Consider the following 13336-nt stretch of genomic DNA (forward strand, 5'->3'; position numbering starts at 1 on the left):
AATATCAGTGGTTTTTAGCACTGGCGGCCGCTTTCATAATGATGGCCAGTCGCTGTTCCTGTGTCATTTCATACAGGGCAAGAATGCCACCACGCATTACGGCAGAAGGTTTGTAGAGCGGATTCTCATTGAGGATCTCATCCAGCCATCTGGCTGAGCCTTCATCATGACGTAGTGACGAGATAGTATTATTCCGGCCCTTTTCACATTCAGGGTCTTTTTTCATGGAGTTACCTTGTCTGGGTTAAACAAAAACGGGGAGCTGGCTGAGCGCAGAGCGACGTCCAGATGCCAGACATGTTGATATCAAGTGGGGTAAATCGTCAGAGTGGTGTTGGCTGAACGACAATAAATGCGTAGCCGTAATCATCGTCAGACTCAGCGTCCTCGGTCGCGCCGGTGGCGATTGCGTTCGCAGCCTTAATGAGATACCGGGAAAGTGATTTACGAGAAGTTTGCCGCGTTCCCTGGACAATAACGACGATATGGCGGGCCAGACTCCCTTCAGCAAGATAGCCAGCCATTTTGATCCAGGGGGGTAACGCAGAACCCGCTGCATCCGGGAAAAAACCGGGGGGGTCAAAGCACAAACGAACGTGCACATGCCAGTGAGCAGAGTATTCAGGAAATGTTAAACCGGTATTTCCATAATCACCACGATAATGGCATCCTTCAGCATCCACTGGCAGTTCGTTGTTCGTGATACTGTCGGCAGCGCGTTCAAGACAAAACACCAGGTCGCGAGTTATCGTGTGTGGTTGTGCATTCACACTGACTATCACCTGAGTAAGAGGATAAGCACATTTTTCCCACTCCCCCATCACAGGAGGTGCATCCTCGGAAAAGGGCTGTGGAACAATGACATTTCTGTCCTGACTATCTTTTTTCATTACCGAAAAGAAAAAAAGGCAGCCGTTCAGTATTACGATCAAAATAATCAAAAACAGAAATTTTGGCCACTCTATGTCCATGACTCAGTCTCCTTCATATGCGATAGCATCAGAGCAACCAGGTATTCAGGAAAACGCTCATCTCTGTTTTCCGGTTCGACCAGCTCCATCTGATTTGCTCTTAGCCAGTTAAACCATGCCTTCGTCACCAGTACCGGACTCCAGGAGGCAATCTCCGGATATAAAGCCTTAAGTTTGTCTGCCGTTCCCTGACGGTTGTGCTTATTTACAGATTTGCCGGGGAGTTTACGGGGGAAATTACGCTGTCTTTCGCGTGAGGTAACGACAGTGCGCATTTCGGGAAACAAATCACCTAACGTTGTTGCGGTCATTTTTTTACTCCTGATACCGGAATTTCTTCCACTTTCAGTACACGGCCATCGGGCGAAATTCGAACAGGGATGCTTGAGAAGCCAAATTTCCGCGTGAGGGTTCCTGACTGGTCGAAGTAAATACGTTCATTCAGGCTATCGCTGGTATTCTTAATATTGCCTTTAACCAGAATTACCTTCGCGTTCGTCTTACCGGCAATCTCCTTTCTGGCCCATTCCATCTGATCTTTATTATCACCATCGATAAAATACAAAACCTGATTGAAAGGAACTTTATCCAGTGGATTCACCTGCTCCCCTTTGCGCGCAATAACATTTCCCTGCATATCCGTCACGGTTTCCTGGACGGTAAACGTGGGATCAAATGCAAAGCTGCGGTATTTTTCAGCATTGGTTAGTCCACTGACAGCAGGTGGCCGGACGGCATTCTTCTTCACCCGGTCAACGGCTTCTGCACGCAATTTGTCCAGTTCACCGCTCTGCTCCATCCCCTTCAGACGGTTCTGGATAAAATCCAGCATGTCCTGTTCGGCAGGTTCAAACACATTTCCCCAGGTACCGAGATCTTTCGCACCGCTACTGGCTGACAGAGCCAGTAGTACCAGGGCTGTCAGTGCAAATCGTTTATTCACTGTCCCTCCTGAGTACGGCGGGCGATATCGCTACGGATTTCGGTCGTGATATCCGGTAACGGGCTGACAGCAGCAGGTTTCACCAGGATGATAGCGTTATGCGAGGTTTGCCACTCATTCAGGCTATCGGACATCGCCGTGTTGAAACGGCTTGTCAGTGCTTTCGCCTTGTCCTCATCGAGCTGCAGTTGTGCTGACTGCTGCATGAAAAGGTCGATCGTGCCTTTCATGTCGAAAACCACAATTTCCGGGGCTGTGAGTTTTATGTAAGCCCCTGTTATTCCTGTCAGCACCATCTGAGAGGCCAGCACACAGGCAGCAAGTTTTACACTCCTGGAACTAAGCCAGCCCGACATTGTTACGCCGTGTCGCACTGTGCCGCCGCTGAACGGTTTTTCGTTACTGTCACTCATGCCGCTTCCACCCATTCTTCAAGTTCATGAAGTTCGTCTCCAAACTTCCTCTCTGCCAGCAAATAGGCGGCCTCCTCTGATGTGGCCCCTGCTTTCTGAGCGTTCTGCATATATGCGAAGTCCTCACCACGGGAACTGAACATGGCGCGAGTAACAGGATCAACAAACAACCGATGGAAGGAGCTGTATTCGCCGGCACTGATAAGCAATGAACTGTAATCGGTCTGAATTGCCGGCTGGAAACCACGGATAACTTCCTTTTCCATGTCCGAGAATTGATCCGGATTTTCGGAAAGGTATTGTTTGAATGCCTTCGTATCCTGCAGCAGCGTGATTTTGGTCGAACTGTTGTTCCATGCTGCTTCAGCTTCCTTACCGGCACTGAAGTCTTTGATGCCCTGAGTAATCGTAATGAATGCACCACGATGTCGGCGAACAGTACGGTAACCAGTTTCGATAAAGCGGGCAGCATGAGGATTAGAACCACCGAGCAGTCGCCAGGCTTCGTCGATAATGCAGACTTTTTTGAGATCTCGCGGGCTGTGGTACATCTTTTCCTGAATCGCGAGGATGAGAGAAAACAGGATAGAGGAAAGTAACTTCGGCTTGTTTTCCAGACTCAGAAGCTCCAGCACAGCAAAACGGGTTTCGTCATCAAGAGTAGGTTTGTCGGCATTAAAGTATTCGCCATCAGCCCCCCAGGTACAGTAGGTTTCCAGCAACATGGCCAGTTCAGCCATTCGGGCAATGATGGTCGGTTTGTCTGCAAACGCGGTATTAACATCCTCACTGGTCAGATAGTTATAAACATCATCTATACGTGCCCGGTTTTGCTTTTGTTCCCAGGCGTGCATGACCGCTTTTTTCAGTATTGCTTCACAAACGACATCCAGTGGTTCGGTCGGGCTTGCCAGTACCGCAAGAAGTCGAACAATCCCTTCTGCTGAAAGCTTGATGTCTCTGACGTTGGCAAACGGATTAAAACGAAGTTGAGCACCATCCAGATACACACCACCGGCCTGCAGGCAGTAGTTCTTGTAGCTGTCACCCATATCAATAACCCAGCCAAATCCACCTGCGTTCAGCACATCGCGGAGAATACTTTGTGTCAGGAATGATTTACCAGCACCAGATGTTCCCGTGACAGCAATGTTGAAGTTGGTACTGCCATTTTCTTCGTCGAACATATCGAAGAAGGCTACCTGGTTGCGATAGGTCGGCAGCGGCATTCCTCCACGTGACAACTGACGTTCGGCTACCACAGGCATCAGGCTTACCGCATTCCATGATTTTCCACGTAATGTGGCACCCGTCGTTTTAAGATCCTCCCACATTCCCTCCTGCATAACGAACGGGAAACTGGCCAGCCAGTTACGCATCTGCTGGTACTGAATCGTGACCATTTCCAGTTCGTTTTTACGAAAGACGTTCACGGCAGCAAGTTCACATTTCTGTGCTTCTGTATTGTTATCTGGTGTAAACAACGTCACGTTGAAATACGTGCGGCAAAGTGCAATTTCATTGGTGGACAGCTGCTCACGGGTTTTACGCCATTCATCTGCTGCTTTTTTGGTTCCTGGGAACAAAGCACCATAGGCTGAGTTTGCTTTTTTGGACAGATCCGTATCCTTGCGGAAGGCCTCACTCTGACTTGCTGTCTGCTCCTCGAGCTCGGTTGTCCAGGTAATCATAAACGGGCAAGGAATGCCGAGGTCCGGGAAGCGGATATTCTGCAGGTTATCCGCCCCCTGCCAGAGCGCAAAGCGACGTGGATTCTTGCTCAGCTGCATGTTTACGATACGACAAGCTGATGCCGGAAGCCGTGTACCGTCCGTTTCAATTTTTTCAGGTAATTCAATACGTAAATGTGAAGGATGAACTTCAAAGTCAATGGAAGGGTCAACCACCTGACGATTGAGCAATTCATCCTCGTTATAGTCGCCCGGAGACGTCATAACCTGCTCATGACGGTAGTTCACCATTTCACGCATAACTGACAGGAAACCGTTCACGTCAGTATTGATGGAATCAATACGAGCCGCCCCCAGAGAAACACGAATGGTGTTGCGCAACTGAACCAGCTCATCCATCACCTGCTGAGAAAATCGTTTAACGGCTTTACCATAGACAATAAATATCCGGTAATTACGCAGGTAAAGCGGGTATTCACGCTTGTTTGCCAGACCGTGTAAAGCTGATTTCTCCCAGAAGGCACGGGTGATTTTATTCAGGTGATCGGCCATCTGGCCTTTCCACATGTCGGTACTGACGCCAGCCGCAATGCGCTCACCCACACATTTACTTGCAGTCAAAATAACGGTGACAGGTGTTTTACGAGGCAGTTTCTTACGCAGCATGTCATCAAGAGCCGCCATCACCTGCTCATTAGCCCCCGGTAGCGGGGCCAGTTCAAGAACAAATCCGGCCGTACCCGTATTAATGAACAGATCATTTTTATCATCGTAATAACGGTATGGCAGGCTGGCAACGAGGGAGGGGTAATCCCATGTTTGCTCAAGATTAGCGCGAGCAGTTGCTGCTCCATCCTTGTGCTGTCCTCTTTCAATCAAACCCATCAGAGTGTCCAGAACACTGCTCATTTTCGCCCCTCCACAACAGAACGGATCAGCTCAAGACGGCGCAGCCGGGCCTCTTCAGTGAGGTTGAAACACACAGGCCCATCGACACTCATCTCCATTCGATATCCGGAATTGTTTAACACCCTCCCTTCGGCCAGCAGTGTCATATCTGGGGAAGTGGGATCATCTTTTAAACTTATCATTCGCCCCCCTCCCCGATAACACGGTAGCTTTCATCCCAGTGCGATTTGTTTTTCACAAACTCGACCACGGACGGTTGATGGAAGTTGTCATCGGTATCCACCCACGGTGCAATCCACAGACGCTGGGTCGCGTCCGGTATACGCTGCGCCTGAACCCGTCCTGCCGTATTGACAGGTACTGACTGCCCAACGGCTGAAGAAGTAATACGCGGAGTCACTCCGGTCTGCATCGTTCCTGCTGGTACAGCAGCAAGAGGACGTGGCGCGATTAACTTAGAACTGGGAGATCCGGTTGCTGCGACTGAAACAGGACGTGACGTATTAACGACAGGAGCCACATTGCGCAGTGCCGGTAGGGTTTCACCCGCAGGCTTTTTTGCAGCTTTATCCGCAGTGAGGTCGTCAAGGCTTTTGCCCTGGGCGGCCAGTTTATTTGCCTCCCCGGTTGTGAGGCACTGGTCGGTCGCGGTTTTATTACAGTCAAAATCAGAATTCATACCGGCGCAGCCGGTCAGTACGCTACACAGCAGTGCAGCGCCCATCAGTTTTTTCATGGGGTAACTCCGATAAATTATTAGGTACTAATGGAAGTAATTGAGGATGAAAATCAGTGTGGCTGGAGTCCACAGAGTATATTAACGTTCACGCCCCCCGCTCCCCTCGCCGTTGCTGTCCGGGATGTTCTGAATGAACCGGAAGTGACATGTTTTCGTGGATTTTCCTGATGTTATTTCATACCGGTATTTTTTTTCTGCCTCATACCACTGCTGAATAACATCCAGAGAAAGCTCCTTTCTTTCGGTAACCGTGGATTGTAGCCACTGCCACGCACCGATGTTCAGTGGCTTATATATGGCCAGTTTACTGTCCAGTACTTCAGGCCAGGAACCAGGAAGAGTGCCAAAAATTTTCATAAACAGAAAAGGGAAAAGGCACATGCCAACAAAGATGGCAGTACACTGAAACCACCAGGATGACCACCAGTATGTATATACATAAATCCATGCACCTGCGTTGAGGAGACTGAACGTAATTGACAGTATCCAAATCCACGTGATGCGTGGAGGATGAGCATTGTCGCGCCACATCCGTATATCCACGCCAATCTTGTTAAACAACCTGTCGTTATCATTCATCATCCACCTCAGTTAATCGTGTCGCCGAGACGCAACTGGCTGGCCTGTCGTAACACGTCATCCGGGTTAATATTCCCCACTGAAGCCGTGCTGTTTGAGGTGGTCTGGCTGACGGACTGAGGCGCGGCTTCACTCTGTGTTGAATTTGCAGCATTCTGCAGGGCTTCCTTCGCTTTTTGCTCTTCCGCATCCTCCAGCGTTTTCAGGCGGAAACCTTTCTGGAACACCACTGTGACCTGGTTACCTGCACCGATATCAATGATCGGATGGTATTGTTCGGCTCGCTTAATCCAGTACTGACTCAGCGTATCAGCAGCCTTGCTTGCCCCACCACCGAACCCTTGTTTAAACACATCACCGGCACCAACATCGGCAGTAGCTCCAAGCCCCACAGACGGCGTGGCAGCAGATTTAATCCCCTCACCGAAACCGGAAAGCAGACCAGCCGCACCTGCATAACCCACAATCATACCGTTACGCATAACCGGTTTTCCCCGGATACCTCCTTTGCCCTGATAGCTGACATGACCGTCAAACTCCATATCGATATGCTTTCCATTCTTCAGTACACAACTGATCGATTTAGTCCGTACCTCACCACGCTCACTGGAAATATCGCCCCAGATTTCACCCACAACAAAACAGCCATCGGCGCTGTATTCTTTATTGTTGGGCATCTGGATATTGCCAAGTAACCGGAAGGTGACTGGACGGGTATTCTGCTGACCAGTCACGCTGGCGTTAGCATCAGCACCTTCAATCATAATGGCTTCAGAAAAAGAACCTGACGGGATCCAGGGTAGTTTTGTTGGTTTCTCTTTCAGACTTTCATAAGTGAATTTTGAGGTGGTAAGTCCCCCCATAACCCGCTGGCCTGAACCTCCTGGATAAAACCCTGCCCCCTGACCAGCATGAACAGCGCCATTGGCGGACGGCGTGCCTGTTGGGGTGACAGAATATTCTGGCGGTCGGGCCTGACCGGCAGCAACAGGACCAGGAAGTGGTGTTCCGTTCTGGTCAGCAGGTGGTGTCTGCTGGCCACTGGTCGAATTGCTGCCGGAGGCTTTCTGGTTTAACAGGTCAGTCAGACGCTGTATTTCAGCATCCTTTTCAGCCAGCTTCTGGCCTGTATTAAGTATGTTCTGGTCAAGCTTTTGTGACAGCATGTTGACATTCTGCTCAAGCGCAGACGTTTTGGCCTGTTGCTGTGCCAGTGCGGCATCATTGACCTTTTCATTGAATGAGGCTGTAACCACGCCCGTCATATTTGGCACGGCAGCGGGTGGCGGTGCTTTCTGTTTTTCCTGATATTGCCCATACCCGTAAACCCCTCCAGCCAGAGCAGCCCCGGAGGCAATGACGGCCGCCAGAACAGTAATCTGTCTGCGTCGGGTTTTGAGATTTTCATTCAGACTCATGAGCGCGGTTCTCCGTCATCTGAAAAAATAACCCAGGCATATCCTTCTCCACCGGCGTACAGCTGATGCCGGGAGAGCATCACAGCCCTGACCCCTTTACGCCAGAAGTCACGTTCACGCAGATTCTGAGTAATACTGCCGGGATTGGACATACGGAAGCGCACTATTCGCAGATGGTTTCCCACAAACTGGCGTTCAGGAACAAGGTGTACCGATGTGCCTGGGTTATATGCTGGCATACGACTTATCGGATATTCCTGGTAGTCATCAGGAACGTCGCCGTTAACAATAATACGTGACAGGGAAACGAGAGTTTTTTCATAGCTCTGCCCTTCCTCCCACGCTTTCGCATCATTGTTTTTACGCAGCGGTGGAGATATGGGGGTAAATCGCAGTGTTTTACCGTTTCCTGGCTGGGGCCGGACATTGAGGCTCAGAGAGGAACCCCGGTCAGTCTGAATGAAGACAGTGAAGTTTTGCCCGACTAGTGGTGAAAGAATAAGGGCGCCGTCATCTGTCTGGCTCTGGTCATAGGCACCGGATGGTCCGCTGATGCTGGTAATCAGTTCTCCGTTAATAACAACCTTGCTGGGATTGGTATTGCTGAGAGTGACATTAAAGGCGGCGTCGTTCTCAAACGGAATGGCTGCGGGGGCGGAAGCGGCCCGAAGGCCGCTGGTAAAAAGTCCCGTTGCCAGTAACACAGCAACAGCTGCCGGTGAAATACGGATTTTCATTGGCAGTCCTGTCAGTTAGTGGTGGTGACCGACTGAAGTTCTTCGAACAGGTGAAGATTTACCAGTCCTTCGATATAACTCAATTTCAGTCGGTAGGTTTTTTCCTGGTCCTTTAGCGGTGTGGTGATAGCGCCGTTGGTTGTGGAGGACTTCAGCGTTCCGCTGAACTCGACCACGCCAGGTTCATTCATTACCCTGATTTCCTTTGTATCAAAGCGGGTGGTGATTCCGCCTTTCTTGATACGTTCAGCCTCAATATCCAGTGCTTTCTTCAGTTCATCCCGTTCGGCGGATGGGACGAAACCGAGAAGCATTTTCTGGTTGTTATCAACGTTTTCAGGACTGACATTCAGTCGCCAGTAAATAAAGGCTGCGGCGAACATGGTCATTCCAGTGGCGTCAGCACCAGAGGCATCAGAAGTAAATGGTTGGTTGAATGACATGGGTGTGGTGATGGTTTTCTGTTTTGTGGCGAAATACCACGCAAGAGACCCCGTCAGAACATTTCCCACGGCGCTGAGAAGAAGCAATAAAGCCAGAGCAATAAACGCATAACGGAGTTGTTTATCGCGCTCGCCTTTAATTTTAAGCTTCATATTAGTTAAGCTCTCCAGTGTCGGAAACTAGAATCAGGTATTTGTTGAAAAGTAATTTTGAATAGCAAGGAAGGTAGATGCCAGTAGCAAAAATTGAGCAACCAGTACGACCCCTGCCCTTTTTTCAGATGCCTGATTAGCGCCCACAGCAGACCCGCTACAACGGAAAGTTCCAGTGACATATCGTTAAGAACCCCCAGAATAATTAAAGGGGCAACAATAAGAACCTCATCAAGTGGAAGACCGAAATAACGTTCCTGCTGATTGAGAGTTTCCGGGAAGTGGTATTTATCTTCTTCCCCATTCATTGTTAGCTCGCAATACCGAAAGCGATGCGAGTAAAAATGATACACAACACGATACCGACAAATACCAGTGGTGAGCGCACTTTAATGTAAATAAATAGGCCCATGATAATTTCGGCTATGTAAAACCATTTTACAAGAGATGAGCCGGAACCGAAGGTTGAATTGACGGTAGCGTTTTGGGTAGCCAGTAAGTCAGTGCCGCCTGCCAAAACCGGATGTGCGACCATAAGTGAAATTAAAATTAACCCTCCATTTTTAATGAATTTTCTAATCTGGTGATTCTCACGAGCTTTACGAAATAAAGACGCTACCGCCCATCCCTTCACGACTTTAAGGGCATTACCTTGTGTGGACATGCTTGTTTTCTCCGGAAGTAAACAATGTGTTTGTGCATAAGTGTTTGTTTACGCACGCGATATTGTCCCATGACCCTAAAAAAAAAAAACCGTGACACATGTCACACTGTTAAAAGTTTTTGGGAATATTCCTAATATGTAAGTTCGGTAGGCTTTGTCTCTCAGACTGACGATGTATCGCTTGCGAGATCTATAGCAATGAAAGTAAAAGAGAAAATGTGGGAAGGGCGTGGAAGGCCACGTAAATTCCAGCCTGGTGAGGCTGTTGAATGGAGGCTACGCGCTCCCGATAACTTACTCATGGAGCTTAGGGTGTGTGCCCGCTTAGGCAAAAGAAGTGTGAATGATGAAATTATTGCAAGGTTATTACTATCACTAAATTATCAGCCAAATAGCCCTGTAATTAAAACGGCAGAGGGGGAACGTTTGATTGCGCTGGCTGTTAAATTTGAAAACTGGCTTAGTTCCCTGCTTGATGATGAGAATTTTAATCCTGATAAAAATACAGAGCCCAGTGCTTATGCAGAACGGTTGTGGGTGTGGCGTGAGGGTGAGCGTATTTTACTGCCGGGTAAAACCACGGGGTATAGTATGCGAATTCCTGAGAATCTGGCGGAAGAGATTCGAACTATGGCGAGGGTTCATAAACGCAGCCTTAATGATGAAATGCTGACAAGGTTGATGAATACTTTTGGATATTTCACAGAGAGGATTCTTGAGCAGAATGAAGATGCGCAGGCATTGAAAGTTCTATGTCTTGAATTTGAAGTGTTTTTAAAAGAAAAAATCGCCGAGGCTGAAAAGAGTGTACTGCCCGGAGATAAAGACGGTACACAGTGATCGATGAAGCCGGTCCAGCCCGGCTTCTGAATTACTTCTCATCGATGATGAAGTGCTTTCGGTCAGCTTCATCTTCGGCATCGTTAATGGCGCTAATGTTATTATTTATGAGGTCATCCAGTGATACACCCGACTGTGCCCCCTTGAGGTTTACATAAATTTCTGACACAAGCGCCGTTAAAATCATAATACCTTCTCTGGAGCCGGATACTTTTCTTATCAGGTCACGCCTGAATCCATCGAGGTCAAATGTTGAACCTTCTTCCTTTGATTTATGAACCATAAGTCCGAGGCGAACCAGTTCGTTAACTGTTGATGAGTAGTTGGTTTCAGAACCGGTTGCGCCCTTCTGTATCTCTATATCGACAATATCCTGAATCTCTCTGTCAATTTTATCTTTGAAGTAGATGTTCTTGCGCGGCATAATATTTTCCTGAAAATTTCATGCAGTGCCGTATGCGGCACTGTGCTATCCCGATGAGACAGATTTAATACATCAGAAAGCTGCTGTTTTAAAGTCCTTGTCGGATATTAGAATCATAATCAAGCTTTTATGTGTGTGGTAATCCAGCACTATGATGTGTGTGCATGCAGCACCATCAGGTGTGTTAATTAGGCACCATTATGTGTGTTGATCAAGCACCACTGCCTTTTAAGTTACTCTATTATTTATATACACACAATCCCCACACATCACAGTGCTTAATCAGGCACTGCAAGGTGTGTTAATCCGGCACTGTTAAGTGTGGGGTAACGGCACTGCAAAGTGTGTTAATCCACACACCTTTTATCACTATATACTCGCATTCCGCATTGCGGCTTAAAGTAGCATGATGAAATTAAAGAAAAAATCTGCAAGATGAAATCTTGCGTGGGGTGTGATGTTTTAATGGATTAGCAAAGAGCGGCAAGTTAATAACCGTGTCATGGTTGATTCCCTTATTTGAGGCTGTGGCTAAATGCATGATTTGAAGCGCTTCCGCACGTTTGTAGGAAATTATCTTGATTAAAATAATCTGGCGGGATATTTTTTATTGCATAGCGTGCACAGGCTTATGGTAGACATAAGGGCCACAAGATGAAAATAACTAAAACCCCGGCCTTATTGCTGGCGTTCTCGCTCTCAGCAATGGCTACTCCTCAAATGTGTTTCGACCAGGCGGGGAGAGATTACCAAATAGATCCGCTTCTGCTTATGGCAATATCAATTAAAGAGAGTCGTCTTAAACCTGCAGCGATTAATGGATCTAATAGTAATGGAACGGAAGATGTCTGTGGTATGCAGGTAAACAGTTCTCATTACGTAAAACTTAAAAAGTTTAATATTACCCGCGAAAGATTATTAAGCGATCCATGTATATGTGTGTATTCAGGTGCATGGGTTCTAGCACGTAACTTTCAGTCTTATGGGCGAAACTGGGATAGCGTAGGAATATATAACACGGGACCTCGTGATGAAATGATAAAAAAACGCAAAGCTTACGCTACAGACATTAAGAACATCTATCGAATTCTCCTTGCAAGAAAAATAATCATTGCAGGTGCATCGGGAAGTCGAGACCCCCTATCTATTGAAGAGATAAAAGAAATCGATGTAAGTAAAAATCAATAAAAAAAGCCGCTCACTTGAGCGGCTTTTTTTTCAGACTTTAAGTCTTGCGAATTCCTCTGCCATTTTCCAGAGTGCCTGGTTAAGTTTTACATCACCATCAATACCAGTGACTTCTCTTGTTTTTGTTCTTTTTCCTTTTGCTGTTTTTCCTGAAATTCCGCCTTTGATGACGTTCTCCTGAATACGGTTAAATGTACTCCACAGATCCAAACCTCTGTCTTCCCAACGGCGAGCCTGCAATAACTGGTCAGGTGTCACAGGTGAATGAGCACCATCATATTTATACTCAAGGGCTGCAACGCTTAACAAACGTTGCTCCGGCTCAGTCAACTGAATACCTTTCATGATATCAATATTTTCAATCACGGTATCGAACGTATCCATCACAGTGTATGCGCCTTCAATCACCTGTCCGACAATATCACCTTTATGCGGCACTCTAATTTCGCCAAAATCTTTCCACGCTACCAGACCATTGGTGCAAATCTGGCGGAACATACCTGGAATCATTTTATAGCTACTGGAACCATCGTGACTGTTCAGCAAAATAATCTCTGGTACTTCTTTCCCCGCAATCTGATCATGGCGACGCAGACGTAATAAATGTTTTGTGAACTCACGCTTTTCAATATCGCGTGTACGGGACTGTGTTGCATAAAAAGGTTGAAAGCCTTCTTCACGAAGACGGTCCAGTATTTCAATAGTTGGAATATAGGTATAGCGTTCTGAACGTGAATCATGTTTTTCGGAAGAAAATGCACTGGGTACAATGCGCTGTAATTCATCATTAGTCAGCGGACGATTCTGACGAATAGAGGACGGTGCGCGATAACGATTAGCAAAACTGATCATAACATTCCCCTTTAGTTAATACTTACTGGCGTAATTGTGCGAAAGAAATTATCTACTGGTGCAGCAGCAGCTACCGGATAGCCGTCCAGGATCCAGACAGAGAGATAATCAATGCAGTTCTCATTGATTAATGACAACTCATAACTCCCGACTGGCGGTTCAAAAATCAGAGGTTGTAATTCTCCTTCCGTCGCAGCCATGACCCAGCAAAACAGATCAACGATTTGTTCAGCTGTGATTTCTGATTCACATCTTCCGGAAGATTCTTGAGCGGCGGTTTTGACGTTGACGTTTCGTGTGTGCATCCTGGTTTTCTCCTGTGGTGATGGTTTTCCATCTCCCTGGTGAGTTCTCTCGCGGCAAAGGGCAAAG

The 13336-nt window shown here is 47.5% G+C and carries 19 protein-coding genes; 2 read left to right on the forward strand and 17 right to left on the reverse strand.

Features of this window, described 5'->3' with window-relative positions:
- Positions 1–4: 4 nt before the first annotated feature.
- From N0B36_RS22105 to N0B36_RS22170, 14 genes are all read right to left on the reverse strand, one after another.
- Entirely contained in the window at positions 5–226 is a 222-nt protein-coding gene (locus N0B36_RS22105; protein WP_057102328.1) for a hypothetical protein, read from the reverse strand.
- A 97-nt stretch (positions 227–323) separates the two neighbouring features.
- Entirely contained in the window at positions 324–770 is a 447-nt protein-coding gene (locus tag N0B36_RS22110) for a hypothetical protein (RefSeq protein ID WP_162906116.1), read from the reverse strand.
- Positions 771–961: 191 nt separating this feature from the next.
- Positions 962–1282: a hypothetical protein gene (locus tag N0B36_RS22115; protein WP_259688971.1), complete on the reverse strand. Its 321-nt coding sequence runs from the start codon at positions 1280–1282 to the stop codon at positions 962–964.
- Entirely contained in the window at positions 1279–1914 is a 636-nt protein-coding gene (gene traW / locus N0B36_RS22120) for a type-F conjugative transfer system protein TraW (protein ID WP_259688972.1), read from the reverse strand. The genes N0B36_RS22115 and traW overlap by 4 nt, the downstream gene beginning before the upstream one ends.
- Positions 1911–2327, reverse strand: coding sequence for a type-F conjugative transfer system protein TrbI (trbI, locus tag N0B36_RS22125; protein ID WP_119173768.1), 417 nt, complete (start codon positions 2325–2327; stop codon positions 1911–1913). Before trbI ends, traW begins: the two co-directional genes overlap by 4 nt.
- A complete protein-coding gene (traC, locus tag N0B36_RS22130; RefSeq protein ID WP_061548353.1) occupies positions 2324–4927 on the reverse strand; it encodes a type IV secretion system protein TraC in 2604 nt (867 codons plus the stop codon). Before traC ends, trbI begins: the two co-directional genes overlap by 4 nt.
- Positions 4924–5109: a hypothetical protein gene (locus tag N0B36_RS22135; protein WP_061548352.1), complete on the reverse strand. Its 186-nt coding sequence runs from the start codon at positions 5107–5109 to the stop codon at positions 4924–4926. The genes traC and N0B36_RS22135 overlap by 4 nt, the downstream gene beginning before the upstream one ends.
- Positions 5106–5663, reverse strand: coding sequence for a type IV conjugative transfer system lipoprotein TraV (gene traV, locus N0B36_RS22140; protein ID WP_061548351.1), 558 nt, complete (start codon positions 5661–5663; stop codon positions 5106–5108). The genes N0B36_RS22135 and traV overlap by 4 nt, the downstream gene beginning before the upstream one ends.
- Positions 5664–5744: 81 nt before the next feature.
- Positions 5745–6245, reverse strand: coding sequence for a hypothetical protein (locus tag N0B36_RS22145; protein ID WP_259688973.1), 501 nt, complete (start codon positions 6243–6245; stop codon positions 5745–5747).
- An 8-nt stretch (positions 6246–6253) separates the two neighbouring features.
- Positions 6254–7663 (reverse strand): F-type conjugal transfer pilus assembly protein TraB, encoded by a 1410-nt coding sequence (traB, locus tag N0B36_RS22150; protein WP_259688974.1) that lies wholly within the window; start codon positions 7661–7663, stop codon positions 6254–6256.
- Entirely contained in the window at positions 7660–8400 is a 741-nt protein-coding gene (gene traK / locus N0B36_RS22155; protein ID WP_119173764.1) for a type-F conjugative transfer system secretin TraK, read from the reverse strand. The genes traB and traK overlap by 4 nt, the downstream gene beginning before the upstream one ends.
- Before the next feature lie 11 nt (positions 8401–8411).
- Positions 8412–8996 carry a TraE/TraK family type IV conjugative transfer system protein gene (locus N0B36_RS22160; RefSeq protein ID WP_061548347.1) on the reverse strand — a complete coding sequence of 195 codons (585 nt, stop codon included), beginning with the start codon at positions 8994–8996 and terminating at the stop codon, positions 8412–8414.
- A gap of 5 nt (positions 8997–9001) precedes the next feature.
- Positions 9002–9304: a type IV conjugative transfer system protein TraL gene (gene traL / locus N0B36_RS22165; protein WP_115285464.1), complete on the reverse strand. Its 303-nt coding sequence runs from the start codon at positions 9302–9304 to the stop codon at positions 9002–9004.
- A 2-nt stretch (positions 9305–9306) separates the two neighbouring features.
- Positions 9307–9660 (reverse strand): type IV conjugative transfer system pilin TraA, encoded by a 354-nt coding sequence (locus tag N0B36_RS22170; protein WP_061548345.1) that lies wholly within the window; start codon positions 9658–9660, stop codon positions 9307–9309.
- A gap of 198 nt (positions 9661–9858) precedes the next feature.
- Between N0B36_RS22170 and N0B36_RS22175 the strand changes: the two genes are divergently transcribed.
- Positions 9859–10500: an Arc family DNA-binding protein gene (locus N0B36_RS22175; RefSeq protein WP_259688975.1), complete on the forward strand. Its 642-nt coding sequence runs from the start codon at positions 9859–9861 to the stop codon at positions 10498–10500.
- A 31-nt stretch (positions 10501–10531) separates the two neighbouring features.
- Here the strand turns inward: N0B36_RS22175 and N0B36_RS22180 are convergent, their stop codons facing one another.
- Positions 10532–10924, reverse strand: a complete 393-nt coding sequence (locus N0B36_RS22180; protein ID WP_100280319.1) for a relaxosome protein TraM — start codon at positions 10922–10924, stop codon at positions 10532–10534.
- 654 nt (positions 10925–11578) lie between these two features.
- Here N0B36_RS22180 and N0B36_RS22185 point away from each other — a divergent pair.
- Positions 11579–12112, forward strand: a complete 534-nt coding sequence (locus N0B36_RS22185; protein WP_259688976.1) for a lytic transglycosylase domain-containing protein — start codon at positions 11579–11581, stop codon at positions 12110–12112.
- 30 nt (positions 12113–12142) lie between these two features.
- Here N0B36_RS22185 and N0B36_RS22190 read toward each other — a convergent pair whose 3' ends face one another.
- Both N0B36_RS22190 and N0B36_RS22195 read right to left on the reverse strand, forming a co-directional pair.
- On the reverse strand, positions 12143–12964 hold the full coding sequence (locus N0B36_RS22190) for a DUF932 domain-containing protein (RefSeq protein ID WP_259688977.1): 822 nt from the start codon (positions 12962–12964) through the stop codon (positions 12143–12145).
- Positions 12965–12975: 11 nt separating this feature from the next.
- Positions 12976–13336: hypothetical protein (locus N0B36_RS22195; protein ID WP_259688978.1), on the reverse strand; the 361-nt coding region annotated here is incomplete at its 5' end.

It is taken from the genome of Citrobacter sp. XY323 (assembly GCF_025106035.1).
GTDB classification, from domain to species: Bacteria; Pseudomonadota; Gammaproteobacteria; order Enterobacterales; family Enterobacteriaceae; genus Citrobacter; species Citrobacter braakii.